The sequence below is a fragment of the Acinetobacter sp. YH12218 genome (assembly GCF_013417925.1).
GTDB lineage: Bacteria > Pseudomonadota > Gammaproteobacteria > Pseudomonadales > Moraxellaceae > Acinetobacter > Acinetobacter amyesii.
Genome location: NZ_VPDB01000047.1, coordinates 1 through 25407, shown reverse-complemented (window position 1 = coordinate 25407; position 25407 = coordinate 1). Strand labels below are relative to the sequence as shown.

The window sequence follows — 25407 nt, the reverse complement described above, 5'->3', positions numbered from 1 at the left end:
ATGAAATACGGTATTCTGATGTGACAAAACCTGAATCCTGGTCGTTAAAGTGTTTGTTTGCACTCATATTTTAACTGTTAGGACTCAGGTTTTTTTATTTAAAGCAAACTATGGGACAGCAGTGGCTAAATGCCCCTTTTTTATACTCGATTATTGATGATTAGCTACTTCGGCCGAGCCGCAGGTTTCAGCTTAATTTGCATACTTTCTTTGATCACTTCCATCACAGGATAACTACGCGTTTCCTTGATACCAGGTAATTGCCAAAGCACCTGCCCTGAAATTTTTCTAAATTCTTCCATATTTGCGCAGCGTATTTTCACCACAAAATCAAAACCACCGCTGATCATGTGACATTCTACGATTTCTGGAATTTGACGCACTGCATCCGAAAAATCTTCCAATACATTGGGCGTGGTTTTATCTAGTAAAATCTCCACAAAAACCACAAATCCATTGTTGAGTAAGACCGGATTTAAACGTGCTTCATAGCCTAAAATAAAGCCCTCTTTCGATAATTTTTGCACACGTGCCAACGCCGCAGTGGGTGATAAATTCACCATTTCCGCAAGCTTAATATTGGACAATTTTCCGTCGTCTTGCAGCAGCTCTAAAATTCGAATATCTATACGGTCTAAGCTCAAATATGGGCCAGTCATCTGAATTTTTCTCTAAATATTATTAAAACTATAGTGAGTTATTCGCTAAATATTCTGTAATGATAAATTAAATAAAGGATCAAGCTCAAGATTTATTTGCTCGTCATAGAACTTTGACACGGAAAATTGAAACATGAATGGAAAAGTATTTGAAGTCACGGGAAGCGATGACTACATCACTGAATTTAAAGACAAGAATAGCTTTGAACAATCGATTAATACAGCATGGCGTCGTGCTGAAACTGAGTGCATTGAAAACTTATTAGCACACAGTGAAATCCCTTCCCCGATCAGCGATCAAATTCAACAATTGGCTTTTGACTTAGCCCATTCATTACGTGAACGTAAAAGCGGTACAGGTAAAGCAGGCATTGTACAAGGCTTGCTACAAGAGTTTTCATTGTCTTCTCAGGAAGGCATCGCTCTAATGTGTTTAGCTGAAGCGCTACTCCGTATTCCAGACAAAGCAACACGTGATTTACTAATCAAAGATAAAATCAACCAAGGTAACTGGAAAGATCATGTTGGCCAAAGTAGCCTCATGTTCGTAAATGCTGCTGCTTGGGGCTTAATGCTGACGGGTAAATTAATGGAAACCCCTCAACAAAAAAGTCTTTCTAGTCTATTGACGGGTATTTTAGCACGCAGTGGTCGTGGCATTATCCGTAAAGCTGTAGACGTGGCTATGCGTATGATGGGTGAACAGTTTGTTACAGGTGAAACCATCAATGAAGCGCTTAAACATGCAGAAGTTTTAGAAGACAAAGGCTTCCGCTATTCATATGACATGTTGGGTGAAGCAGCATTAACTGAACCTGATGCAGAACGTTATTATCAAGACTATACCGATGCGATCCACGCGATTGGTCAAGCCTCTGAAGGTAAGGATGTTTATAACGGCGCAGGTATTTCGATCAAATTGTCTGCCCTACACCCGCGCTATCAACGTTCACAGATCGACCGTGTGCATAACGAACTTTATGGCAAAGTGCTTGAACTTGCAGTATTAGCCAAGCATTACAATATTGGTCTAAACATTGATGCTGAAGAAACTGACCGCCTTGAAATTTCTTTGGAACTACTTGAGCGCCTATGTTTTGAGCCTAAATTAGCGGATTGGAAAGGCATTGGATTTGTGATTCAAGCCTACCAAAAACGCTGTTTCTATGTGGTCGACCATATTATTGACCTCGCTAAGCGTAGCCAAAAACGTTTAATGATCCGCTTAGTGAAAGGTGCATACTGGGACAGCGAAATTAAGAAAGCGCAAATTGAAGGTATGAGTGACTATCCTGTATTTACGCGCAAAGTTCATACCGACCTGTCTTATATTGCATGTGCTAAAAAGCTCTTGGCAGCGCCTGAGCAAATTTATCCTCAGTTTGCAACACACAATGCGCAAACTGTTGCTACGATCTACCAATTAGCACAGCCAGAGATTTACTATCCAGGCCAGTATGAATTCCAGTGCCTTCACGGCATGGGTGAACCCCTCTATGAACAAGTGGTGGGTTCAAAGTCTGACAACAAACTGGGTGTGCCATGTCGTATTTATGCACCAGTGGGTAACCATGAAACCTTATTGGCCTATTTGGTTCGACGTTTACTGGAAAATGGTGCGAATACCTCTTTCGTCAACCGTATTGCAGATAAAAACTTAAAAATTGAAGATTTAATTGAAAATCCAAGACAGACGATATTAGCGACGGCTGAAAAAGAAGGTATCACTGGCGCTAAGCATCCTTCTATCCCATTTCCGCAAGATTTGTATGGCACAGAACGTCGCAACTCAAAAGGACTCGATTTAGCCAATGATCGCGACTTATCTCAGCTCAATACCACGGCAGTACAGCATGCACATACCCAGTGGCATGCTAGTGCAATGGGCGCTAATTTAGAAGAAATTCATACTGCAAGTATCAACATTACAAACCCTGCAAACCATAGTGATGTGGTCGGCAGTGTCAGCGAAGCCAGCCTAGAACAAGCGGAAATCGCTCTCAATAATGCGGTAAATGCCCAAGCTTCATGGAAAACTTTAGACAAAGATCAGCGTGCAGCATGCTTAAACCGTGCAGCGGATTTGATGGAAGCACAATTGCAATCTCTGATGGTGTTATTGTCACGCGAAAGCGGTAAAACCTACGCCAATGCTATTGCTGAAGTCCGTGAAGCTGTAGATTTTCTACGTTATTATGCAGCTCAAATGATTGATCTAGCAGAAAATACGCATATTGAACCTCTTGGCACTGTGCTGTGCATTAGCCCATGGAACTTCCCGCTTGCTATTTTCACAGGTCAAATTGCGGCGGCCTTGGTTGCAGGTAATACCGTGATTGCCAAGCCTGCTGAACAAACACCGCTGATTGCTGCTCAAGCTGTACATATTTTATGGGAAGCAGGTGTTCCGTTTGATGTATTGCAACTCCTTCCTGGGCGTGGCGAAACCATTGGTGCCAAACTCAGTGCTGACTCACGTATCCAAGGCATCATGTTTACTGGCTCAACAGAAGTCGCACGTATCTTGCAAAAAACCGTGGCACAGCGCTTAAACCAATTTGGCGAAAGCGTGGTTTTGATTGCTGAAACTGGCGGTCAGAATGCCATGATTGTTGACTCATCTGCATTGACAGAACAAGTGGTATTGGATGTCGTTAACTCTGCTTATGACAGTGCTGGTCAACGCTGTTCTGCCCTGCGTATTCTCTGTGTGCAAGAAGATAATGTGGACGGTGTCCGTACCATGTTGCAAGGTGCGATGAAGCAACTTCGTGTCGGAAATCCTGCACTTTTAGCAACTGACATTGGCCCAGTGATCGACCTTGAAGCACAGCAAAATATTGAAAAACATATTGAGAAGATGCGTAGCAAAGGCTATCCAGTACATCAAATCATGTTTAATGCTGATAGCAATGCCTTAAGTACGGGTACTTTCGTTGCACCAACTTTGATTGAACTGCCAAATTTAAATGATTTAGAACGCGAAGTTTTTGGGCCAGTATTGCATTTAATCACCTACAAATATGGTGAGATTGAAAACCTATTAACGCAAATCAATGCCAAAGGTTATGGTTTAACCATGGGCTTGCATACACGTATTGATGACACGATTCAAAAAGTTATCGGTCATGCAGAAGTTGGCAACCTATACATTAACCGTAATATTGTAGGCGCTGTGGTTGGTGTACAACCTTTTGGCGGCGAGGGCTTATCAGGTACTGGTCCAAAAGCGGGCGGTCCTTTATATCTTTACCGTTTAATGCATCAAGTTTCTGAGAAAAAACTGGCTACACCTTATGCGGCTCAGGCAGAAACGCAAGCTGCACATTTCCCTGCATATGAGGCTTTTAACACTTGGGCGAAGCAGCATTTTTCAGGCATTGCTATTCAAGCACCGCAGGCCATAGCCGCTGGACAAAGTTTTGAGCTACAAGGCCCAACTGGTGAAAACAACCAATATGCCATTTTGGCACGTAAAGGTGTGCTTTCATTGGCTAATAATGATGCAGATCAACTGAATCAAATTGCTGCGATTTTATCGGTAGGTAGTCAGCCCGTCGTACTTGCAGACAATACTTTTGTGTTGAAACACTTAAATAGCATGCCAAAAATCCTCGTGGACCAATTTAAAGTGATCACTGATCTTTATCATGGTAATTTTGATGCGGTTTTACATCATGGTGAAAAAGCTGAGTTATTAAAAATTCAACAAGTCATCGCGTCTCGTAAAGGTGCAATTATTGGCATTACGCATTTAGCTTCAGGCCAATATGACATCCCTGTAGAACGTTTCGTGATTGAGCGTGCAATTAGTGTCAATACTGCAGCGGCTGGTGGTAATGCCAGCTTAATGACGATGAATTAAACATTCAAATGAACTCCAACTAATCAGTTCCTCACTTAGCTCAATCTTTATGAATGTTCCATAAAGATTGAGCATTTTTTTAACTTTCCCCTAGATGAATGAACTAATTTAAAGATTCAGACTCATTTTCTCGACAGATAAATACAGCCAAAAGTGGAATTAATTTAGTCTTATAAGGTGAATTTTGCTAACATGACTTTTTTTAATATGTTTGCGATTTTTTACTGCATATGACTTCAACTTATCAGCAACAACTTGATGCCAAAGTTGCCCGCATTACGGCTCAATTTTCAGAATACAACCCTCCCTCTTTAGAAGTTTTTCCTTCTGCTGAACAAAACTTTCGTATGCGAGCGGAATTCCGAATTTGGCATACTGAAAATGATATGTTCTATGCAATGTTTGAACGCAATGCAGACAATGAAAAACAAGTTGTAGAAATTAAAGATTTCCCGATTGCAGATAAAAGCATTAATGATTTAATGCCCGTATTATTAAATGAACTCAAGGCACAAGAGATCTTATCTAGCCGATTATTTGAGGTTCATTTCTTAGCAACGCTGAAAGGTGAAATGCTGGTTTCATTGGTTTACCGTTGCCCACTCAATGCTGAATGGGAAGTTGCTGCCAAAGCGCTGTCTGAAAAGCTCAATATCAAGATTTATGGTCGTAGTCGTGGTCAGCGCGTGATTTTAACTGATGACTATGTGGTTGAAGAACTCCAAGTATTTGACCGTAAATATCAGTATAAACAAATTGAAAGTAGCTTCACACAGCCAAATGCCGGCGTATGTCAAAAAATGCTGGAATGGGCGTGTCAGGTTGCGGATCACTCAGACAAAGACTTACTTGAGCTCTACTGTGGTAATGGTAATTTCACGCTGCCACTTTCTACACGCTTTAATCGCGTTTTGGCAACAGAATTAGCCAAGTCTTCAGTTTATGCAGCACAGTGGAATATTGAGCAAAATGGCATTGATAATATCCAAGTGGCTCGTCTATCAGCTGAAGAGTTTACCCAAGCCTACAATGCTGAACGTACATTCCGCCGCCTTGAAGAAGCTGAGATTGAAATTTCAAGCTATAACTTCGATACGGTATTTGTCGATCCACCGCGTGCAGGTATCGATGATGAAACACTAAAACTGTTGCAACGTTTTGAACGCATTATCTATATTTCATGCAACCCAGATACTTTACATGACAATCTTAAACTGCTTTCACAAACGCATAAAATCAGTAAATTTGCCTTGTTTGATCAATTCCCTTATACACACCATGTAGAGTCTGGTGTGTTTCTTGAGAAGATTTAAACAAATTATTTCAAGTCATGTTGTTGTCATAAAAGGAGCTTTCTAAAAGCTCCTTTTTTATATACTAAAAAAGCTTTATTTTCTCGCCACATGCGGTGTAATGGATGCCTTTTTATATCAATTAGGCAAAGATTCTAAAAGTCCAATCGAAAAAATGATGATTCAAGTGGCTAAAATTTCACTTTAGTAGTCTTGCTTTATTTATTGGATTGGTTATATTTCGTCCTATGTTAGGTCGCAAATGAAGGCTCTATGAGTTTTTGGCATAAGTTGTTCGCTAATGAACAGCAAAACGGGCATAAGAATCAAATTGCCTGTGTTGAAAATGATTGCTCTTGTAAAACCAATGAACAGCTTATTGCTGCTCTTACAAAGGCAACAGATGAAGATGTTATCCTCGGTATTAAAAAAGTGCTCGCTTCGCGCGGTTATAGCCGTAAGGAATTAAATGAAATCCAGCATCTACCTCTACAGTAGAGTCTGAACATTCAATGTTCAAACAAGGCATTCTGTTTTACAGAGTGCCTTTTTCATTTTTTAGTCTAATCAAAAGTATGCCGCTTATTTACAGATTAGGTTTTGTGGATTGGCCACATCGCTATTTACAGCTTTTATGCTATGCTCCAAGGCAACTCAGTGATGTCTAATTTTTAAACACACGACAATAAAACCTAATATTGCATCAAATATGATGCCGAAGACCTCTAAACAGCATTGATATAAAAACTAAAGGAATGAACATGAATAAATTAACAATTTGCCTAATCGCCTGCTGCATACTTAGTCTAAGTGCTTGTAGCCAAATTCCCAAAGAATGCGAAGAATCTTGGGATAAACTCGAAGCCTTATCGAAACAAATGGGCTTAAACGAAGAGCAAATCAAAGAACAGAAAAAACAGTTTGAAGAAAGTATCAAGCAACAATCTAAAGAACAAGCCATTCAAATGTGCCAAACCCAAAGTACCTTTTTAGGTTTAGTCGGCAAATAAACAGTAGTTGCTATCAATCTAAAGACTGTATACATGAAGCCCGACCATTCGGGCTTTTATTGTTTGCATTGAAATGCTGTTGTATACGCTACAATTGGCCCTAAAGCTTTCAAACTTGAATCATGTCTATTCAATGCTTGAATATCTGCACTAGACACAGATCCATCTAAATACAAGGCATTGTTAATCGATAATTGCTGCTTAAAATATTGTGCAAATGCATAAAACGACACGCCTTCACGACTGATCACAAAATACAACTTGCCGTTTTTGATCCCCACACCATTGCGGATTTTCAATGAATCTGACTGTGGGATAAAGTTTGAATTGATTTTTCCATCTACCACTAGCATCGGGCCTGACTGCGTCGCATAACGTGCATTAAAATTTGTGGAAGCATATTTTTGTGTAGTTAATATCACCGCTTGCTTGTCATTCCATGCTAGAACACCATTCGGCTGAATTAAGAAATTGCCAAAGCCTCGTGTTGCACGATTCAAGGCTTTTTTCTGCAGCCCATTTTCAACGTAAAGACCAACAGGCGCTAAATCTGCATGATACATCCCTGCATTCATTGCGAAGTTCATCGTATTACATTTACGCGCTAATGCCTGCTTTAAACGCTGTAAGTCTCGATATGGCTGCTGCTCTGCATTATATAAATAGAGCTTCAGTTGACTCAGATCCGAAATTTCAACCACATCCACGGCAATGGGCTGACTGACACGTTTCGCTTGAATATTGGCATAGGAAATAGTCGGTGAGAAAATCAGACCGAGCAGCATCATAAAGCGCATTTTTTTAAACATTGAGGTTGATTGAACACCAAGCATGACCCTATCCATAGCGTGCGTTAAAAATCGAACAAATTTTAGCTAAATCATCGCTAAAATAGTCGATTAATTCACAGATTAAAAGTAGACTAATCTTTAAAAATAATTCGGATTTAAAGTAGGACTGGTAAATTCATGCACGTGCAGAAAGATGGTTTTCCTCTTGGAACACATCTTATTGTTAAACACTTCGGTTATAGCCATCATGGCATATATGCCGGCCGCGGTAGAGTCATTCACTACTCTGGTTTTGCACACCTTTTCAAAAAACATCCAATTGAAATGACTTCGATCGAAAAATTCAGCCACGGCAAAAAAATTATCGTTCAGTCATATAGCAATCCAAAATTTAAAGGTCGTAAAGTGGTGCGTCGTATGCGCTCTCGCATGCATGAAAACAACTATCATCTGATTATTAATAACTGTGAACACTTATGCACATGGGCTATTACCGGCGTTGAAAGTAGTCCTCAAGTGTTCCGTATGATGAACCGACTCACCACGATTGGCTATGTCAGTTCTCTGATGAGTTTTATGAGCAGTATGATGCTGACCGTGACCACTACTTGCTTTGCACTGGTGTTCTATATCAAAAAGAAACTGCGCGAAAAAGCCAAAATGCAGATGCCGGTTTATACCTATTTAAAGCGTGAAGAACATAAAAATCGTTAATTCACTGCAGCAGCATTGAACCGTGGCTTTATCAAATTTCAATACATCAGCACATTGCTTAGAAATACTGCGCTAATACACAAGCTTTTCCTTACGGCGTATCAGATGTCATGCTTAATTTTGGTCACTCTTCACATTGCTAAAAGTTCGCATTGCTAAAAGGTGGAAATTTATCTTCAACCAAATTGCTTTGCAGGCCATGTTCTAAATAAATTTTGGCTGCATCCAAAACCGTTGTAAAACCACCTGTACTATCGATAATAAAATCAATTAATGCCTGACCTTGCAGAGGAATCTTTGAATTTTTGATACGAACGTAGGTTTCCATCGGGCTAATCTGCTCAAAAATAAAATCGACTTGAGTTTTTGGTTCTCCCCACTGTATTTGAATTAATTTGTTTTCCTTAATACTCAGCACGTCTACATCGGCGACTGCATTATATTTCTGCCAAGTCCATTGCACGGTTTTACCTTCTTCTAGATAGCCACTCGATGCACTAAACCAAAAATGCTGTGTTATTAAAGGATCAACAAAAGCATTAAATACGATATTGATGGACTTACGAATTAACATCTGGGTTTCAATCACGACACTCATCAGCATTCCTACAGTATTTTAATTTTATTCAGTGATAGCACAGAGAACTGATCATTGCCTACCACTGAATTGTTATTGCCCTATTATGCTGTATGTTCTGTAATAAATGCTGATGTCACTAGCGTGGGATTCTTCTCTGTAAATTGCCCATTCCAATAGGGATAGTATGGATAAGGTGGATACACTGCACTGACTGCGTCTAATCGGGCTAACTGCTCTACGCTTAACGACCAATCTTTCGCCGCAAGGTTATCCAACAGTTGCTGTTCATTACGTGCGCCTATCAAAATGCTAGAAACTGTCGGTCTGGTTTTCAGCCAATTCAATGCAATCTGCGGGATAGAGTGCCCTGTTTCCATGGCGATTTCTTGCATTACATCTAACACTGCAAATAACTTTTCGTGTTGAACTTGTGGTGCGAATTGTGCTGTCTCATGTAGTCGACTTTGCTTTGGAATCGCATGCTCACGATCAAATTTTCCTGTTAATCTCCCCCAGCCTAGCGGACTCCATACCACTGCACCAATCTGTTGATCATGCTGCGCAGGCATCAACTCCCATTCATAGTCACGTCCAATCAAAGAATAATAGACTTGATGCACACTTAGCTTTTCATAGCCCTGCTGTTGGGCAATCGACTGAGCTTTCATGAGCTGCCAGCCTGAAAAATTCGACGCACCGATATAGCGAACTTTTCCACTACGTACCAAGTCATCCAAACTGCGCATCAGCTGCTCAAGTGGCGTCGTGCTATCAAACTGATGTAGTTGCAGCACATCAATATAATCTGTGCCTAAACGCTTTAAACTCGCCTCCACAGCTTGTATTAAATAGCTTCTAGAATATCCACCTTGATTGATTCCATCGTTCAATCGGATACCCACTTTGCTGGAAATAATCACCTCTTGGCGTTTTGATTGAAGTAATGCACCGAGCATCTGCTCTGAGGCACCATTTGAGTAAGCATCTGCGGTATCGAAATAATTCACGCCTTGATCAATACACAGATCAATCATACGTTGGGCATCATTTAAACTCGATTGCCCCCATGCAGAGAAAATAGGGCCTTGCCCGCCAAATGTACCTGCACCAAAGCCGAACTCTGAAACTTGTAAGCCAGATTGCCCTAGATTGTGATAGTTCATGGTGATTTCCTGTGTTTAATTTATACACAGAATAGGCACAGATATTTATCAGAAAAACCCTGAATATCGAGAAAGACTTTCTTGATTATATTGATAATGCTAACTGAAGATTTCGACTTATTCACACGAATGGCGGCACTGGGTTCAATCAGTCAAGCTGCCAAAGAAGCCAATCTCTCTGTTTCTGTCGCTAGTAGCCGTCTACACAGACTTGAACAAAGTTTAGGGCTGCGCTTATTTCATCGCACTACACGGCAACTACATTTAACACAGGAGGGTGCTGTTTTATTGCAGCAAGGTTTTCCCTTACTCGAACAATTTAATTCTCTGCTAGGCCAATTTCAGCCTGAACCACAACAACTTAGTGGGGTATTAAAAATCACCTGTTCAGAAGTTTTTGGAAATCGTATCTTAGGGCCAGTATTTGCAGCCTTTGCCAAGTTGCATCCAACATTGACTTTGGATATTGAACAGACCGATCAAAATTTAGATTTGGTCTCCGCAGGTATCGACGTTGCGATACGTATTGGACAGTTAGAAGACTCATCACTGATTGCTAAACCGCTCAGCTTAAACCGTCGTATTTTGTGTGCCTCGCCTAGCTATATCGAACAACATGGCGAACCTCACTCCCTAGAAGAGCTCTCTATACACCAATGCATTTTACAGAAATACCCTAAGGGTGTTTCGCAGCTTTGGACATTCGTCCAAGATCAACACAACATAAATATACCTGTTTCAGGACAAGTTCATATCAACTCAGGTGAAGGCGTACGCCAAGCAGCACTTGCAGGTTTAGGCATTTCGAACCACTCCATCTGGCATGTGGATGAAGATTTACAATCTGGCCAGCTCATCCAAGTTCTACCCAAGATCCCTGTTCAAAGTACTGCAATCTATGTGGTAATTCCGCATCGACATTTTGTTCCGCCTAAAGTACAGGCTTTTATGCGACACTTGGACGATTATTTTCAGCATCAATATGCTTGGTACGTATCGCCGAATTTATCTGAAAATTAGGCCAAGAATTTATCTTAAATTACTGTTAAAAGTCTTAATCAGCGGCGGAAGTTCAACTTCTAAGCTGCTATACATTTCACGCTCAATGTTTCGTACAATCGAGTCCAGCGGTAAATCATTTTCCTGCAAGCCAAAAGGCTCTTCTAGCTCTGCACTTAACGCATCCAAACCTAAAAATAAATATGCAATCAAAGCCACAATAACAGGTGTCCAAATCCCTAAACTGGCCTCTAGGCTAAACGGCAAAATCAGACAAAATGAATACACCGCGCGATGTAAAAGCACCGAATAGGAAAATGGTAGTGGCGTGGTCATAATACGGTCACAGCCTGCATGGATATCACCCATTGCTACAGTATGACGTGTAAGCGTGCTGTAAATAATATCTGTAATCTGACCTTGTTTATAGGTTTTGACTAAATCTTTTTGAATAATTTCAAGTAAATACTGTGGTGCGTTGATATTGTCTCGGCATTGCTGCCATTGCTGCTCCGTTAAATCTACACCATCTTTAAAATGTACAATATCTTGTGATTCATGGCGTAAACGATCACGTAATAAGTTGCAAAACAGCATGATACGGTACATCAACACGGTTCTTTGCTCATCTTCAAGGACATGGCTATCACGAATCATGTGGCGTGTATTGGCAATCAATGAGCCCCAAAGCTTGCGACCTTCCCACCAGCGGTCATAACAGGCAGTATTTCGAAAGCTCAAAAAAATCGACAGAATTACCCCAAAGATAGTAAACCCGATGGCTGGAACTTCGGGCGTATTCAGGTAGTGTGCAGCGCTAAGATACACCAAAATCGCCGACAAACTCACGACGACAGCCAACGCAGGCATGACTTTTGGGAGTATCGTGCCATGCCATGCAAATAAAAGTTTAAAGCTATTATTTTTATTTCGAATGATCACTTATTTCCCCTCTGTACTGCCTTAATGAACCATCTCAACAATGAAAAAAGCCCAACCGAAGTTGAGCTTAATCTTAACCTACTTGATCTTAACCTATTGAGGATTCAAAGATGAATCCCTTTAAAAACTAAGATTTTATTTACCCGGTTTAAAACTGTCTTTCAAATCTAAGATGCGGTTAAACACTGGTTTTTCAGCTGTATGATCAAACTGATCTGCAACAAAGTAACCTTCACGTTCAAATTGGAAACGATCTTCAGGTTTTGCTTCTGCCAATGCAGGCTCAATGACCGCTTGAACCACTTTAAGTGATTCTGGATTTAAGTTTGCAAGGAAGTCATCACCCACTTCAGGGTCTGATTCAGTGAATAAACGGTCGTAGATACGAACTTCCGCAGCAATACCCTTGCTTGCAGAAACCCAATGTACAACGCCCTTCACCTTACGGCCTTCGGGGTTTTTACCTAAAGTTTCAGGGTCAATTGAACATTTCAATTCAACCACTTCACCGTTCTCGTCTTTAATCACTTCATCGCACTTAATCACATACGCATGACGTAAACGCACTTCACCGCCCGGAATCAGACGTTTAAAGCCTTTAGGTGCAACTTCTTCAAAGTCTTTACGATCAATGTAAATGTCTTGAGTCAACGGAATGATACGGTCACCCATGTCAACGTTTGGATGACGTGCATGTACCAAATCCATTGCTTCAGGCAAGTTAGTTAAAGTCACTTTGAGTGGATTCAACACTGCCATACCACGCGAAGCAGTATTTTCTAAAGACTGACGGATGCAGTATTCAAGCATTGCAACATCCACGATACTGCCATCGACTTTTGTTACACCGACACGTTTACAGAAGTCACGCAGACCTTCTGGAGTAAAGCCGCGACGGCGCATACCTACAACGGTCGGCATACGCGGGTCATCCCAACCATTCACAAAACCACCTTCAACCAATTTACGTAATTTACGCTTAGAGGTAATGGTGTAATCCACATTTAAGCGGCTTGATTCGTACTGACGTGGTACAGATGGTGATTTAACTTTTTCTACAACCCAGTCATAGAATGGACGGTGATCAACAAACTCAAGTGTACACAGTGAATGCGTAACTCCTTCAATGGCATCTGATAATGGATGCGCATAATCGTACATTGGGTACATTTTCCATTTATCACCAGTTTGGTGATGTTCAGAATGCAAAATACGATACAAAATAGGATCACGCATATGAATGTTAGGTGAAGTCATGTCAATTTTGGCACGTAGTACTGCCTGACCTTCTCCCAACTCACCATTACGCATTTGTTCAAAACGCGCTAAGTTTTCTTCTACGCTAGCATCACGTTGCGGTGAGTTTTTACCCGGCTCAACAAAATTACCACGGTTTAGTTTGATTTCTTCAGGGCTTTGCAAATCCACATAGGCATCACCTTGTTCAATCAATTGAACTGCCCAAGTGTAAAGCTGATCAAAATAGCTCGATGCATAACGTGGCTCGCCGTTCCATTCAAAACCTAGCCATTTCACGTCATTGGCAATACCGTCTACATACTCTTGTTCTTCGGCATCAGGGTTTGTATCGTCGAAACGGAGGTTACATAGACCTGCGAATTCTTGAGCAATACCAAAGTTCAAACAAATGGCTTTTACATGACCAATATGTAGGTAGCCGTTTGGCTCTGGTGGAAAACGTGTTACAACTTGTTCTGTACGACCTGCAGATAAATCATCTGTAATAACTTGACGTACAAAATCTAAGCCTGGCTGTTGTTCCTGCTGCGCAGCTTCGACAGGGGCATTGTTCTTGGTTGTCGGATTGTTAGGCAGGGATGAAACAACATCGTTTGGCTTCATGGTAATAAAATCACTTCTATAAAGATAAAATTAGGATAATTAAAACGCTTTTCTTTATTTTTAACAAAGAAAGTAACGTTTTTACTTGCCTTGTAGTTTACAGTTTGCTTATGCTTCTCACAACCAAAAAACCCATGGCTTTCATGTCCATGTACAGGAGATTACACAATGAGTTTTCCTCAAGTCGAATTAAACACCAATAAAGGTCGTATTGTTCTTGAGCTTAACACTGAAAAAGCACCTAAAACTGCTGAAAACTTCTTACAGTATGTTCGCGATGGTTTCTATGACGGCGTGATTTTCCACCGTGTTATTGATGGTTTCATGATCCAAGGCGGCGGCATGGATGAAAACTTCAAAGAAAAAACAACTCGTGATTCTATTGAAAACGAAGCTGACAACGGTTTAAGCAATGATGTTGGTACGATCGCTATGGCACGTACTCAAGCACCTCACTCTGCTTCAGCTCAATTCTTCATTAACGTGAAAAACAACTCTTTCCTTAATCACACTGGTAAAACAGCGCAAGGTTGGGGCTATGCAGTATTTGGTAAAGTAGTTGAAGGTCTTGACGTTGTTGACGCAATCAAAAGCGTTCGTACTGGTAACCGTGGCTACCACGCAGACGTTCCTCTAGAGAACGTTGTAATCGAATCAGCTAAAATCATTTCTGAATAATTTTTAAATTCTCCCTGAGTAGCATTGCTGCGCAAGTCCCTTTAATAAAGGAGGGAGTTTCAATATGAAATAAATGTCGGAACTCCTCCCTTTTCCAAAGGGAGGCTGGGAGGGATTTTTAGAATAAGGAAAAGATTCGTGACCTATCTGTTTATCGCTGATTTACATTTGTCACCTGAACACCCTCGACTCGTTCGGGGGTTTTTAGCTTTGTTAGAACAATACAAAACTCAAAATACCCAGCTGTATATTTTAGGTGATTGGTTTAATGCTTGGATTGGTGATGACTTTACTGCCCCATGGTTAGACGAAATCATTGCAGCGCTTAAAGATTTTACTGCTTTGGGAAATCAAATTTATTTCCAAGTAGGTAATCGTGACTTTGCATTGGGTCAAAAGTTTTTAGATAAATTTCACGGTCAATTATTACAAGACGTTGATTATCTCCACATTAGCAACTATAAAATTCGCCTCGAACATGGCGATTTACTTTGCACCGATGATGTGTCTTACCAAAAGTTTCGTAAAGTGATTCGTAATCCGTTCCTTTTAGGTTTCTTAAAAAGCTTACCGCTTAGCATTCGACAAAAAATCGCCAATGGTTTCCGCAAAAAAAGTACTGAAACCAAGCAAGTTAAATCCTATGACATTATGGATGTAAATGCCGAAGCTGTAGAAAAGGCTTTAGAGCAAGCCGATCTACTGATTCATGGACATACCCACCGCCCCCAAATACATGATGTGCACGGCAAATCACGTATCGTTTTAGGGGACTGGCGTGCAGAACAAGCTCAAATATTAGAGTTTAATGAAAACCCATCTGTAAGTGATTTAAAATTAAAAATCTGGTCTTACTAGTCTATAGCTTTCTAATCGTTAGCCTATAGAAAAATTTACCATCATATCTGATTTAATGTACGTATCCAGACCATGCCAACGTAGACTTTTAATTAAGCAAAAAAAAACAGCAGATGATCTGCTGTTTTTTGCTTTTAGGCTAAGCGATATAGCTGGTTTGGGCCAGTATAGAAGCTTTTGCCATCTAGATTCAGGTTAAAGGTCTCGCCTGTTTCTAATTCAATCATTTGCCCAACATCAACCCAAATTAAACCAGCATTGGTATTTTGTTGACGTTTTAAAGGCACCAATTTCACATTAATTTCATCGCCATTTACGGCTTTGGCAGTTTGCCAAGTATTTAAAATATTCAAAAGATTTACTCAACATGTGAGCTTTTTGTGACAGAACAAAGAGATTAATCAATCGGGTTTGGAATAATAATTCTGTAGTTACAAAGATATGATTCAAGTCAGAAGCTTGAATACAGATAAATCACAATCAGCTAAATAAAAAAGATAAGCAGGAACATTACCCGCTTCGAGTTAAGCAGAAGTATACAATATTGCGCTTTGATTAGCAAAAGTAGGACTGACATATATTCTAAGTGGCTACTTTTGCTTAAATTATTGAATTAATTTTTTAACCATCAAGTAAATTAATTACCTACACAGTGAATAATATAACCAAGGCTTTACCACTTAGTAACCACCTTCTGTTATCGTCACTTGAGTATCGGTTTTATACTTCGATAAAAGCTCTCGTAACGAATTCATGAGCACACTGGTATCGACACCCACAGCAACAAATTCTGTGCCTAACTCGATATACTTCTGAGTCGCATCATGTTGTGTCGACAAAATACCTGCTGCTTTTCCAGCCTTACGTATACGCTGAATCGCATCAATCACGGTTTTTTGTACTTCAGGATGGTTCGGATTCCCCTGATAACCCATCGTCGCTGACAAATCCACCGCACCAATAAATACCCCATCGATGCCTTCAATTTTCAGTATTTCATCTAAGTTTTTAATCCCCTCTACCGACTCAATCTGAATCAGTAAACAGATATTTTCATGTGCCGTTGCATAGTAGTCAGGGATACTGTTCCAACGTGTTGCACGTGCTAATGCTGCACCAACGCCTCGAATACCCTCGGGTGGATAACGTACTGCCTTAACCATAAGTTGAGCTTGTTCAACAGTTTCAACCATAGGTATCAGCAAGGTTTGCGCACCAATATCCAACAGTTGTTTAATCAGTTGCACACTACCAATTGGAGGTCGAACTACGGCTTGCGAAGGATATGCAGCAATACTTTGCAATTGCGATAATGTCGTCCGCAAGTCACTTGGGGCATGCTCGCCATCAATCAGCAACCAGTCATAACCTGCATTTGCAGCTATTTCAGTCCCATAAGCATCGGCTAAACCGACCCACAAACCAATCTGCTGTTCGGTTTTTAATTTTTTCTTGAAATGATTGGTGTAATCCATCGCTGCTGTCTCATGCTTAAACTATGATTAACTACAATTGATTAAACGCCTTTTGGCAAAAACTACCAATAGCATTTATCTATCTTATGATTTTATATAACTCTAATTCGCACTTCATACAGCTTAAATCTGTTAATTTTTAGCCAATGAGTACAGCATATACGACTAAGATCTATCTTTGGAAAATTTTCTCCTTAGACCATTTGGCCATTTATCCGCTAAACTACAGCAAACTATATCTGGAGATATTCGATGGATCTGTTAAACGTATCAAAACAACGCTATACCACGAAAGCATATAATCCTGCTAAAAAAATTCCACAGGAACAATTTGAGCGTTTATTACAAATACTCCGTTTAACACCATCTTCCATTAATATTCAGCCTTGGCATTTTTTTATTGCAGATCATGATGCAGCCAAACAACGCATTGCCAAAGCCTTAGTAGGAAAATATGCCTACAATGCCCCAAAAGTTTTAGATTCATCACATACGATTTTATTCTGTACTAAAGCAGACATCACTGCAGAGCATTTAGATAATCTTTTAAATCAGGATGATCGTAGTGGTCGCTTTAAAGATGACAAAGCCAAACAAGGTCAAAAAGACAGCCGTACAGGTTATGTCGATTATTATCGTAATGAAAAAGGTGATATTCAACGTTGGGCTGAAAACCAAACATTTATTGCTTTAGGTCAAATGCTTTTGGCAGCAGGCATTGAAGGTGTGGATGCAACACCGATTGGTGGATTTGACGAAGCGATCATCACTGAAGAATTGGGCTTAGTTGAACAAAACTTGATTCCTTCTGTACTGATGACTTTAGGCTATCGTAGCGAAAATGATTTCAATGCGAAATTACCTAAATCACGTCTGAATGCTGAAGAAATTTTTACACACCTCTAAGCTTTCCATAAAACCGACGAAAGGGGCAATTTTGCCTCTTTTTTGTCATTTCGGGACTTATTATTTAAACAATTATCGAGTATATTCTGCTCAAAATATACTCAGGTTTCTCCCTATGCCTACAGCTATAAAATTACCTATGAAATTTCATTGCGAAGCGTGCAATACGGTTTATTTACAAAAATATGCGGGCGATATGCTCCATAGCTATCCAAACTGCCCAAACTGTAAACAACCGGGTCAGTTACAAGGCACCATTGAAACTCAAGATTTTCTGAAGCACCCTGTTGCTGTGGGTAAATGTTATTTTGAAAATACCTTACAACGTTTTCAACAACTCACACGTTAAGTAAACATCTAAAACTAAAAGCCCTCAATACGAGGGCTTTTTTAATAACGACATATTTAGTAACAATGTGAGAAAATATAATATTTATAAATTGGTCTGAACTTTGCTGAATAATTTGAATCAGAACAACAAATCAAGCAGAGGTGGGACATGTCATATTTACTACAAATGCCGATGAAGTTTGAATGCAGTCATTGCCATCAAATGTATCTACATACTTATCAATATACTGATCATCACTGCCCTGAGTGTCCAACCTGTCGAGATCAAGGACTGCTCATGGGCGTGGCTGAATGGGATGATTTGCTACAACACCCGATCGTTTTTGCTAAAAATTATCTTAGACATACATGGCATATGCTAAGCAAACCACACTCATGATCCCTGCAATCAAACCAAAGACGGTTGCGACTCTCAATTTTTCTTTAAAGATGATGAGGCCCGCAACCACACCTAAAACCACGACCAAAATATTCATTCCAGCAAACACGATTGCAGGTGTGTCTTTAAGCAACATGTGGGCTTTCACATACAGTGCGATATTGGCAAAGTTTAAGAGACCTAAGCCCAATCCAGCGAGGATATTTTTGGTCTGCCCCAAACTGCCGTGCTGTACGATGTTATAAATGCTCGAAAGTAAAAATGCACAAATAAACACCAAATTTAAAGTCACCGCAAACTGCATGCCCAAACCTGAGGCAAATTTTAATAGCACATCAATCAGTGCATAGCCTGCCCAAACGCTTAATAAAAATAAAATCCCCTGCTTTCCATCAATGCTTCCCTTGCGCTGTGAAAATAAAATCAGTAATACCGCAAGTACACCAAGTGCAATACCAATGAGCTTAATGGCATTAAAATATTCACTGAAAATAAAATAGGCTGCGCTAAGAGAAAGTACAACAGATAAGCGCTGAGCCAATTCGGTTTTTAAAATACCTGCTGTTTGCAGTGAACGTGCTAAACAATAAAAAATCGTCGGCAGTAATACACCCAAAGCCGCAATTAAAACCCATGGTGTTTTATTAATCGAAATATGAGCTAGATCCGGCTGAAACCATAGAAAACATAAAATACTCGCAGATGCATAATTCCATGTGATCATTTGTGCAGGGTTAAAACCCCGATCACGACATAGTTTTAGAATTACTGAAACGAGAACACTGCAAATCGCGGCAGCAAAGATCAATTCCATGACACGCTCTTATTCTTGAGTTGTATTTAAAGCAATTTTTCTAAGTTCAAATCAAAGAAAAGCCCACTTAATTGTGGGCTTTTCTTCAAAAATAATCTATCTCAAGACAAATTATTTATAGTGACTCACCATTTTCTCTAAAGAAATTGGACGAATCTTGTCAGCATTACCCGCTGTACCAAATGCTTCATAACGATCGATACATATTTGTTTCATCGCATCAACAGTTGCAGAGAAGAATTTACGTGGGTCAAATTCAGCTGGTTTTTCAGCCATCATACGGCGCATAGCACCTGTAGATGCAAGACGTAAGTCAGTATCGATGTTAATTTTACGAACACCGTGTTTGATTGCGTCTACAAGTTGGTCTACTGGAACACCATAAGTTTCGCCGATGTTACCACCGAATTCATTAATTACAGCTAACCATTCTTGTGGCACAGAGCTTGAACCGTGCATTACAAGATGCGTATTTGGTAACGCAGCGTGAATTTCTTTAATACGGTCAATCGCTAAGATGTCACCTGTAGGTGGGCGAGTAAATTTGTACGCACCGTGTGAAGTACCCACTGCAATTGCAAGTGCGTCAACATTGGTATCAGCTACAAATGAACGCGCTTCTTCAACTGAAGTTAAAAGCTGAGAATGATCAAGTACGCCTTCAGCGCCTACACCATCTTCTTCACCAGCCATACCAGTTTCAAGGCTACCTAAACAACCGATTTCGCCTTCTACTGAAACGCCACACGCATGTGCCATTTGAACAGTACGACGAGTCACGTCTACGTTGTATTCGTATGAAGTTGGCGTTTTACCGTCTTCACCTAAAGAACCGTCCATCATCACTGATGAGAAGCCAAGTTGAATAGAACGTTGACATACATCAGGGCTAGTACCATGGTCTTGGTGCATAACCACAGGAATATGTGGCCATTCTTCGATTGCTGCCAAAATCAAATGACGCAAGAACGGAGCGCCTGCATACTTACGTGCACCCGCAGATGCTTGTACAATTACAGGTGAATTTGTTGCATCTGCTGCAAGCATAATTGCACGCATTTGTTCTAAGTTGTTTACGTTGAATGCTGGTACGCCGTAAGCATGTTCGCCGGCGTGATCCAAGAGCTGGCGCAATGAAATAAGAGCCATAATATCCTCCCAGGTAATGCCGCATATTCTACATGCTCAATCATTTCAATTCAGCAACAAATAACACTATTTAAAAAAAAATCCCTGCATTTGCAGGGACTTTTTAAATAAAGACAACAATCTTAGTGAGCTGCTGTTGCTGAAGCGGCTGTTTCAGCGTCAGCTGTTGCTTCGTCTGCAGGTGCATTTGCAATTTCAGCAGGAACATCTTGGTTCTTTTCATCCAATACTGGCTTATCAAGTTCATCAATGGCTTTTTGTTGTTCTGGCGTTGTTTGAGCATTGTCTACGGCAACAGCAGATGCTTCTGATTCCGTTGGTGCAGACTCTTTTTTAGCACAAGCTGTCAAAGTTAATGGTGCGATTAAAAGTACAGCAAGTGCAAGTTTTAAGTTCATCGTTGTTTCCTACTACTGCAAATTAGGTGTTGCGATGAATTTTATTGCAGAAATATTGCACTTTGATGACGGCAAAATGAATGGGCGATAAAAAAGGCTGACCGAAGCCAACCTTTTTTAATACTGTACTATCTTATTAATAATACTAAATTAAGCACGGTCAAGAAGCGCTGCTACAGCAGGAAGAGTTTTACCTTCAACGAATTCAAGGAAAGCACCACCACCAGTCGAGATGTAACCAATATTGTCTGCAACTTCATATTTATCAATTGCAGCAAGCGTGTCACCACCACCCGCGATCGAGAAGCCTTCAGATTCAGCAATCGCTAAAGACAATGCTTTAGTGCCTTCGCCGAATTGATCAACTTCAAACACACCTACTGGACCATTCCATAGAATAGTTTTTGAAGTTTTCAAAATCTCAGCAAATGCTTTTGCAGTTTCAGGACCTACATCCAAAATCATATCGTTGTCTGTTACATCTTCAACTTTTTTCACAACAGCTTTTGCAGCAGCTAATGAACCGAGGAAGTCTGCAAAATCAATTTCAGCAGCATCAGCAACAACCACATCTGTTGGAAGTGGTACAGATACTTTTGCTGCAATGGCTTTTGCTGTGTCGATCAAGTCATTTTCACAAAGTGATTTACCAACATTGAAGCCTGCAGCAGCTAAGAATGTATTAGCAATACCACCACCCACGATCAATTGATCACAGATGTCAGATAGTGAAGTTAATACATCTAATTTAGTAGAAACTTTTGAGCCTGCAACAATCGCAACCATTGGTTTTGCAGGAGTTTTAAGTGCACGGCCTAGTGCATCAAGCTCAGCAGCAAGTAAAGGACCTGCAGCAGCCACTTTTGCACAACGTGCTACACCTTCAGTCGATGCTTCTGCACGGTGAGCCGTACCAAATGCATCCATTACGTAAACATCACAAAGTGCTGCGTATTTAGCAGATAATTCAGGATTGTTTTTCTTTTCACCTACATTGAAACGGCAGTTTTCAAGTAAAACCACTTGACCTGGCACAACGTCAACACCATCCAAATAGTCAGTGATCAATTGAACATCTTGACCCAAAGCTTCTGTTAAATAAGCGGCTACAGGTGCTAGAGACTGTTCTGCTTTAGGCTCACCTTCAACAGGACGACCTAAGTGTGAATACACCATTACAGCAGCACCTTTTTCTAAAGCTGCTTTAATTGTTGGCAACGCCGCACGTAAACGCGCATCGCTTGTAATCACGCCATTTTTAACTGGTACGTTAAGATCTTCACGGATCAGAACACGTTTACCCGCCAAATCTAGGTCAGTCATACGCTGAAAGTTCATGCATTACTCTCTTTTATTGATATCAAAACGCGACGATTTTAAATGATTATGCAGAAAAACGTTAGCTTCTTTTGCAGAAAAGCTATGTAGAGCCAAAGTTTTGTTATGATAGCGAAAAGCCTTATAAAGATTCAGCGCTTATGTCGATTCATCCAGACCCAAATATTAATCGTTTAAATGTTTTAGGCGAACCCTTGGCAAGCTGTTGTTTTGATCCGATTACCGGATATTTTAGAAATGGCTTTTGCCATACAGCAACAACAGACCTTGGTCAGCATACGATGTGTGCACAAATGACATCTGAATTTTTAAACTTTTCCCAAAAAGTTGGCAATGACCTAATCACACCCTTACCCGAAGTTGGTTTTCCAGGACTACAACCTGGAGACTTCTGGTGTATCTGTGTGACTCGCTGGGTGGAAGCGTATCAAGAAGGATTTGCCCCACCTATTAAAATACAAGCGTGTCACCAAGCGGCGCTGTCTTATGTGCCGCTTGATGTACTTATGGAATATGCAGTGTAATGAGTACTCCCAAAATCATTTTGGCTTCTAGCAGCCAAACCCGTAAAGACCTGATGGACCGTTTACGGATTGATTACCACTCAATCGTACCAGATATAGACGAAACACCTCGCGGTGAAAACCACGCCGATGAGTTAGCAAAGCGACTGGCATTTGAAAAAGCTTCTGCGATTGCAAACCAACACCCAGACGCAATTGTGATTGGTTCTGACCAAGTCGCATGGCGCGAAGGCGCACCAGATATTTTTATTGGTAAACCGCTTTGCGATGAAAAAGCCGTTAAGCAGCTTCAAGCCAACTCTGACAAAATCGTTTATTTCAGTACTGCACTCAGTGTCCAACAAAAATCGATAGGTTTTGAACAAACCCTTGTCGAGCACTATAAAGTGAAATTTCGCAAACTAAGCTTGCCTGAAATTGAACGTTATGTTCAGGTTGAACAACCGTTACACTGCGCTGGCAGTTTTAAATGTGAAAGTTTAGGGATTAGCTTATTTGAAGAAATGATCGGGCAAGACCAAACTACACTCATGGGTATGCCGATGATTAAACTCTGCAATATTTTGCGTGAGCTTAAGATCTTAGTCCCATAATTTTAAAATCTTTATCTGTTACAGCATAATAAACCACATCATTAGCTCTTTATGGGCTAATGATTAAAAAGTCACTTACTTATTTATTACAACCAAGAACTGAAAACATGAAAAAGTTTAATTTACTTTCATCTAGCCTCATTAGCATTAGCCTTCTATTTTGTTCGACAAACGGTCATACCAATACAGTGAATCAAACTATGACCAACTCTCAGCAATACAATAAAAACTTAGTCAATGAATGGGTTCAATATAAATTTATCTATGCTGAATTAGAACAACAAGGCGCTGCAATGTAGGAGCAAATCATTCAACAACTAGGCACTAAAACCAAAACCGGTGGGAGTAACTCACCAGAACAACAAATCAATAAACTGGTTGCTCTAGGCAAACAAAAATTTGAAAGCATTCAACCACAAACAGTTGAAGTGAAAAAACTTCTAAAACTACAAACCGAAAACGTTGAAATGATGGCAAAAGTCATGCCGAATCATTTCAAATTAATGTCTGATAAAGAAAATACTAAAATTGACACCAATGCACATTTTGAGCAATTCATGAAATTTTCAGCGACTACGGCTGCTGCCAATAGCTATGATTTGGAAGTTGAAAAATTAGTCATGCAATATCTCAAAGACAATCCTTTAAAATAGTCTCAAGCTAATCGCAATAATTTAATGAAATAGAGCCTTGCTAAAAACAGGAATCTCAAGGGACAATATATCCATTGAAATTGTATGTATTTAGCTATGGCTCATTCTCTTGACATCCTCGGCGGCATCAGCGCTGAACAATTCCTTGCCGAATATTGGCAAAAAAAACCATTATTGGTTCGTAATGCACTCCCTGAAATTACCCAAATACTTGAACCGAAAGATGTTCTTGAATTGGCTTTAGAAGATAACGTCACTGCACGTCTCATCAAACAAAAAGATCGTGATCCTAACCAATGGACAGTAAAATCTTCTCCACTACTTAAAGCCGATTTTCAAAAAATGCCGAAACTGTGGACTTTATTGGTTCAAGCTGTCGATCATTATTCTTTTGACCTAGCCGAGCTATGGAAGCAGTTTTCATTTATTCCGCAATGGCGTCGTGATGACATCATGGTGTCGTATGCACAAAAAGGTGGCTCTGTCGGGCAACATTTTGATTTTTACGATGTATTCCTCGTACAAGGCTATGGTCACCGCCGTTGGCAATTGGGTCAGATGTGTGATGCAGATACTTCATTTGTCGAAGGTCAACCGCTTCGCTTACTGCCAGAAATGGACGTTCATTTTGATGAAGTACTTGCTCCCGGCGACTTACTTTATGTGCCACCAGGCCTATCACACTATGGCGTAGCTGAAGATGAATGTCTGACGTATTCATTTGGCTTCCGCATGCCAAATGTCACTGAAATGATGGATCGAGTGACAGACAAATTCACAGACAATCCCCTACTTAAAAATCCATTAACTGACATTTTACGTGACCAAATCAGTGCGATCGGCCAAGTGACTGAAAATGAACTTGAGTATTTAAAAGAAAAGTTATTTGAACAATTGCAAAATTCAACCGTACTTGAAGATGCAATCATGAGCTTAATGTCAGAACCTAAATATCCTGACAATATTCCTGAAGCCGAAGAAATCGGCACTGGTGATCTTGAAGAGGCCTTAGATCAAGGCTATCAACTCATGTTAGAACCGGCTTCACGCTTACTATATACAGAGCAAGACGGTGATATTTTGTTTTGGGCAAATGGCGAAGGAATCTGTATCTCAGACGAATTTGCAGTGCATTTAAAAACCATTGCCGATGGCCAAAGTCTAGCGCTAGACGAATCTTTATATGATGCTGATATCTTAGAAGATATTGCCATGTTATTAAATGAATCTGTGCTGATGCTCGTCCCAACAGAAGCTGAATAAACTCAATAAAAAGGGAGCGTCATGCTCACTGCTGTCCCACAATTTTTCACAAGAGGAAGCTCATTTGAGCTTCCTCTTGTTTTATGGGTATTTTATCGGGTGAAAATAAAGCTTTTAAAGTTCTTCTTTCAAACAAATTCACTTGAATTA

At 40.2% G+C, this 25407-nt stretch carries 27 protein-coding genes; 15 read left to right on the top strand and 12 right to left on the bottom strand.

Annotated features, from left to right (window positions below):
• Nucleotides 1-164: 164 nt before the first annotated feature.
• The gene (locus FTV03_RS12700) at nt 165-659 is read right to left on the bottom strand and encodes an Lrp/AsnC ligand binding domain-containing protein (protein ID WP_180041592.1); all 495 of its coding nucleotides are present in this window, start codon (nt 657-659) and stop codon (nt 165-167) included.
• Between the two features lie 133 nt (nt 660-792).
• On the opposite strand from FTV03_RS12700, the gene putA reads away from it, so the two are divergent.
• The 4 genes from putA to FTV03_RS12680 all read left to right on the top strand — a co-directional run bounded on the left by putA (nt 793) and on the right by FTV03_RS12680 (nt 6826).
• A complete protein-coding gene (gene putA / locus FTV03_RS12695; protein ID WP_180041591.1) occupies nt 793-4524 on the top strand; it encodes a trifunctional transcriptional regulator/proline dehydrogenase/L-glutamate gamma-semialdehyde dehydrogenase in 3732 nt (1243 codons plus the stop codon).
• Between the two features lie 230 nt (nt 4525-4754).
• Nucleotides 4755-5837, top strand: a complete 1083-nt coding sequence (gene trmA / locus FTV03_RS12690; RefSeq protein ID WP_078193491.1) for a tRNA (uridine(54)-C5)-methyltransferase TrmA — start codon at nt 4755-4757, stop codon at nt 5835-5837.
• Nucleotides 5838-6089: 252 nt separating this feature from the next.
• Complete coding sequence (locus FTV03_RS12685) at nt 6090-6314, top strand: hypothetical protein (protein ID WP_168378613.1); 225 nt, start codon at nt 6090-6092, stop codon at nt 6312-6314.
• 263 nt (nt 6315-6577) lie between these two features.
• Nucleotides 6578-6826 (top strand): hypothetical protein, encoded by a 249-nt coding sequence (locus FTV03_RS12680; protein ID WP_180041590.1) that lies wholly within the window; start codon nt 6578-6580, stop codon nt 6824-6826.
• Between the two features lie 56 nt (nt 6827-6882).
• Here the strand turns inward: FTV03_RS12680 and FTV03_RS12675 are convergent, their stop codons facing one another.
• Nucleotides 6883-7659 (bottom strand): phosphodiester glycosidase family protein, encoded by a 777-nt coding sequence (locus tag FTV03_RS12675; RefSeq protein WP_257220784.1) that lies wholly within the window; start codon nt 7657-7659, stop codon nt 6883-6885.
• Between the two features lie 135 nt (nt 7660-7794).
• On the opposite strand from FTV03_RS12675, the gene FTV03_RS12670 reads away from it, so the two are divergent.
• Nucleotides 7795-8331, top strand: coding sequence for a lecithin retinol acyltransferase family protein (locus tag FTV03_RS12670; protein WP_078193494.1), 537 nt, complete (start codon nt 7795-7797; stop codon nt 8329-8331).
• Nucleotides 8332-8470: 139 nt separating this feature from the next.
• Here FTV03_RS12670 and FTV03_RS12665 read toward each other — a convergent pair whose 3' ends face one another.
• On the bottom strand, nt 8471-8929 hold the full coding sequence (locus FTV03_RS12665) for an SRPBCC domain-containing protein (protein WP_372491103.1): 459 nt from the start codon (nt 8927-8929) through the stop codon (nt 8471-8473).
• Between the two features lie 83 nt (nt 8930-9012).
• Entirely contained in the window at nt 9013-10074 is a 1062-nt protein-coding gene (locus tag FTV03_RS12660) for an aldo/keto reductase (protein ID WP_180041589.1), read from the bottom strand.
• Nucleotides 10075-10170: 96 nt separating this feature from the next.
• On the opposite strand from FTV03_RS12660, the gene FTV03_RS12655 reads away from it, so the two are divergent.
• Entirely contained in the window at nt 10171-11094 is a 924-nt protein-coding gene (locus FTV03_RS12655) for a LysR family transcriptional regulator (protein ID WP_180041588.1), read from the top strand.
• 9 nt (nt 11095-11103) lie between these two features.
• Here FTV03_RS12655 and FTV03_RS12650 read toward each other — a convergent pair whose 3' ends face one another.
• The gene (locus FTV03_RS12650; protein WP_180041587.1) at nt 11104-12015 is read right to left on the bottom strand and encodes a bestrophin family protein; all 912 of its coding nucleotides are present in this window, start codon (nt 12013-12015) and stop codon (nt 11104-11106) included.
• Between the two features lie 135 nt (nt 12016-12150).
• Nucleotides 12151-13878: a glutamine--tRNA ligase/YqeY domain fusion protein gene (locus tag FTV03_RS12645; RefSeq protein WP_180004641.1), complete on the bottom strand. Its 1728-nt coding sequence runs from the start codon at nt 13876-13878 to the stop codon at nt 12151-12153.
• 168 nt (nt 13879-14046) lie between these two features.
• Between FTV03_RS12645 and FTV03_RS12640 the strand changes: the two genes are divergently transcribed.
• Entirely contained in the window at nt 14047-14556 is a 510-nt protein-coding gene (locus FTV03_RS12640) for a peptidylprolyl isomerase (RefSeq protein ID WP_078193500.1), read from the top strand.
• Nucleotides 14557-14694: 138 nt separating this feature from the next.
• Complete coding sequence (locus FTV03_RS12635; protein WP_180041586.1) at nt 14695-15414, top strand: UDP-2,3-diacylglucosamine diphosphatase; 720 nt, start codon at nt 14695-14697, stop codon at nt 15412-15414.
• A 134-nt stretch (nt 15415-15548) separates the two neighbouring features.
• Here the strand turns inward: FTV03_RS12635 and FTV03_RS12630 are convergent, their stop codons facing one another.
• Both FTV03_RS12630 and hpaI read right to left on the bottom strand, forming a co-directional pair.
• Nucleotides 15549-15767 (bottom strand): transposase, encoded by a 219-nt coding sequence (locus FTV03_RS12630; protein WP_111883736.1) that lies wholly within the window; start codon nt 15765-15767, stop codon nt 15549-15551.
• Nucleotides 15768-16094: 327 nt separating this feature from the next.
• Nucleotides 16095-16889, bottom strand: coding sequence for a 4-hydroxy-2-oxoheptanedioate aldolase (hpaI, locus tag FTV03_RS12625; RefSeq protein ID WP_180041585.1), 795 nt, complete (start codon nt 16887-16889; stop codon nt 16095-16097).
• A 252-nt stretch (nt 16890-17141) separates the two neighbouring features.
• Between hpaI and nfsB the strand changes: the two genes are divergently transcribed.
• Nucleotides 17142-17795 (top strand): oxygen-insensitive NAD(P)H nitroreductase, encoded by a 654-nt coding sequence (nfsB, locus tag FTV03_RS12620; protein WP_111883737.1) that lies wholly within the window; start codon nt 17142-17144, stop codon nt 17793-17795.
• 115 nt (nt 17796-17910) lie between these two features.
• Nucleotides 17911-18144 (top strand): hypothetical protein, encoded by a 234-nt coding sequence (locus FTV03_RS12615; protein WP_078188692.1) that lies wholly within the window; start codon nt 17911-17913, stop codon nt 18142-18144.
• A 340-nt stretch (nt 18145-18484) separates the two neighbouring features.
• Here the strand turns inward: FTV03_RS12615 and FTV03_RS12610 are convergent, their stop codons facing one another.
• The 4 genes from FTV03_RS12610 to FTV03_RS12595 form a co-directional block, all read right to left on the bottom strand.
• Nucleotides 18485-19339 (bottom strand): EamA family transporter, encoded by an 855-nt coding sequence (locus FTV03_RS12610; RefSeq protein WP_180041584.1) that lies wholly within the window; start codon nt 19337-19339, stop codon nt 18485-18487.
• Between the two features lie 111 nt (nt 19340-19450).
• Complete coding sequence (gene fba / locus FTV03_RS12605; protein WP_078193509.1) at nt 19451-20488, bottom strand: class II fructose-bisphosphate aldolase; 1038 nt, start codon at nt 20486-20488, stop codon at nt 19451-19453.
• A gap of 122 nt (nt 20489-20610) precedes the next feature.
• Nucleotides 20611-20886, bottom strand: a complete 276-nt coding sequence (locus tag FTV03_RS12600) for a hypothetical protein (RefSeq protein ID WP_180034801.1) — start codon at nt 20884-20886, stop codon at nt 20611-20613.
• Between the two features lie 150 nt (nt 20887-21036).
• Nucleotides 21037-22224 (bottom strand): phosphoglycerate kinase, encoded by a 1188-nt coding sequence (locus FTV03_RS12595; protein ID WP_078193511.1) that lies wholly within the window; start codon nt 22222-22224, stop codon nt 21037-21039.
• Between the two features lie 140 nt (nt 22225-22364).
• Here FTV03_RS12595 and FTV03_RS12590 point away from each other — a divergent pair, with 140 nt between their 5' ends.
• The 5 genes from FTV03_RS12590 (at nt 22365) to FTV03_RS12570 (ending at nt 25257) form a co-directional block, all read left to right on the top strand.
• Nucleotides 22365-22748: a DUF2237 family protein gene (locus FTV03_RS12590; RefSeq protein ID WP_078188698.1), complete on the top strand. Its 384-nt coding sequence runs from the start codon at nt 22365-22367 to the stop codon at nt 22746-22748.
• Nucleotides 22748-23341 carry a nucleoside triphosphate pyrophosphatase gene (locus FTV03_RS12585; RefSeq protein WP_168379679.1) on the top strand — a complete coding sequence of 198 codons (594 nt, stop codon included), beginning with the start codon at nt 22748-22750 and terminating at the stop codon, nt 23339-23341. Before FTV03_RS12590 ends, FTV03_RS12585 begins: the two co-directional genes overlap by 1 nt.
• 107 nt (nt 23342-23448) lie before the next feature.
• The gene (locus FTV03_RS12580; RefSeq protein WP_180041583.1) at nt 23449-23640 is read left to right on the top strand and encodes a hypothetical protein; all 192 of its coding nucleotides are present in this window, start codon (nt 23449-23451) and stop codon (nt 23638-23640) included.
• A 129-nt stretch (nt 23641-23769) separates the two neighbouring features.
• Nucleotides 23770-23994 carry a hypothetical protein gene (locus tag FTV03_RS12575; protein WP_180041582.1) on the top strand — a complete coding sequence of 75 codons (225 nt, stop codon included), beginning with the start codon at nt 23770-23772 and terminating at the stop codon, nt 23992-23994.
• Between the two features lie 96 nt (nt 23995-24090).
• Nucleotides 24091-25257: a cupin domain-containing protein gene (locus FTV03_RS12570; protein WP_180041581.1), complete on the top strand. Its 1167-nt coding sequence runs from the start codon at nt 24091-24093 to the stop codon at nt 25255-25257.
• The last annotated feature ends 150 nt before the right edge of the window (nt 25258-25407 follow it).

Excerpts from the sequence above, each read along its gene's own strand:
- FTV03_RS12700 (WP_180041592.1), bottom strand. The coding sequence starts at position 659 with ATGACTGGCCCATATTTGAGCTTAGACCGTATAGATATTCGAATTTTA.
- putA (WP_180041591.1), top strand. The coding sequence starts at position 793 with ATGAATGGAAAAGTATTTGAAGTCACGGGAAGCGATGACTACATCACT.
- trmA (WP_078193491.1), top strand. The coding sequence starts at position 4,755 with ATGACTTCAACTTATCAGCAACAACTTGATGCCAAAGTTGCCCGCATT.
- FTV03_RS12685 (WP_168378613.1), top strand. The coding sequence starts at position 6,090 with ATGAGTTTTTGGCATAAGTTGTTCGCTAATGAACAGCAAAACGGGCAT.
- FTV03_RS12680 (WP_180041590.1), top strand. The coding sequence starts at position 6,578 with ATGAATAAATTAACAATTTGCCTAATCGCCTGCTGCATACTTAGTCTA.
- FTV03_RS12675 (WP_257220784.1), bottom strand. The coding sequence starts at position 7,659 with ATGCTTGGTGTTCAATCAACCTCAATGTTTAAAAAAATGCGCTTTATG.
- FTV03_RS12670 (WP_078193494.1), top strand. The coding sequence starts at position 7,795 with ATGCACGTGCAGAAAGATGGTTTTCCTCTTGGAACACATCTTATTGTT.
- FTV03_RS12665 (WP_372491103.1), bottom strand. The coding sequence starts at position 8,929 with ATGAGTGTCGTGATTGAAACCCAGATGTTAATTCGTAAGTCCATCAAT.
- FTV03_RS12660 (WP_180041589.1), bottom strand. The coding sequence starts at position 10,074 with ATGAACTATCACAATCTAGGGCAATCTGGCTTACAAGTTTCAGAGTTC.
- FTV03_RS12655 (WP_180041588.1), top strand. The coding sequence starts at position 10,171 with ATGCTAACTGAAGATTTCGACTTATTCACACGAATGGCGGCACTGGGT.
- FTV03_RS12645 (WP_180004641.1), bottom strand. The coding sequence starts at position 13,878 with ATGAAGCCAAACGATGTTGTTTCATCCCTGCCTAACAATCCGACAACC.
- FTV03_RS12640 (WP_078193500.1), top strand. The coding sequence starts at position 14,047 with ATGAGTTTTCCTCAAGTCGAATTAAACACCAATAAAGGTCGTATTGTT.
- hpaI (WP_180041585.1), bottom strand. The coding sequence starts at position 16,889 with ATGGATTACACCAATCATTTCAAGAAAAAATTAAAAACCGAACAGCAG.
- nfsB (WP_111883737.1), top strand. The coding sequence starts at position 17,142 with ATGGATCTGTTAAACGTATCAAAACAACGCTATACCACGAAAGCATAT.
- FTV03_RS12615 (WP_078188692.1), top strand. The coding sequence starts at position 17,911 with ATGCCTACAGCTATAAAATTACCTATGAAATTTCATTGCGAAGCGTGC.
- FTV03_RS12610 (WP_180041584.1), bottom strand. The coding sequence starts at position 19,339 with ATGGAATTGATCTTTGCTGCCGCGATTTGCAGTGTTCTCGTTTCAGTA.
- fba (WP_078193509.1), bottom strand. The coding sequence starts at position 20,488 with ATGGCTCTTATTTCATTGCGCCAGCTCTTGGATCACGCCGGCGAACAT.
- FTV03_RS12600 (WP_180034801.1), bottom strand. The coding sequence starts at position 20,886 with ATGAACTTAAAACTTGCACTTGCTGTACTTTTAATCGCACCATTAACT.
- FTV03_RS12595 (WP_078193511.1), bottom strand. The coding sequence starts at position 22,224 with ATGAACTTTCAGCGTATGACTGACCTAGATTTGGCGGGTAAACGTGTT.
- FTV03_RS12590 (WP_078188698.1), top strand. The coding sequence starts at position 22,365 with ATGTCGATTCATCCAGACCCAAATATTAATCGTTTAAATGTTTTAGGC.
- FTV03_RS12585 (WP_168379679.1), top strand. The coding sequence starts at position 22,748 with ATGAGTACTCCCAAAATCATTTTGGCTTCTAGCAGCCAAACCCGTAAA.
- FTV03_RS12580 (WP_180041583.1), top strand. The coding sequence starts at position 23,449 with ATGAAAAAGTTTAATTTACTTTCATCTAGCCTCATTAGCATTAGCCTT.
- FTV03_RS12570 (WP_180041581.1), top strand. The coding sequence starts at position 24,091 with ATGGCTCATTCTCTTGACATCCTCGGCGGCATCAGCGCTGAACAATTC.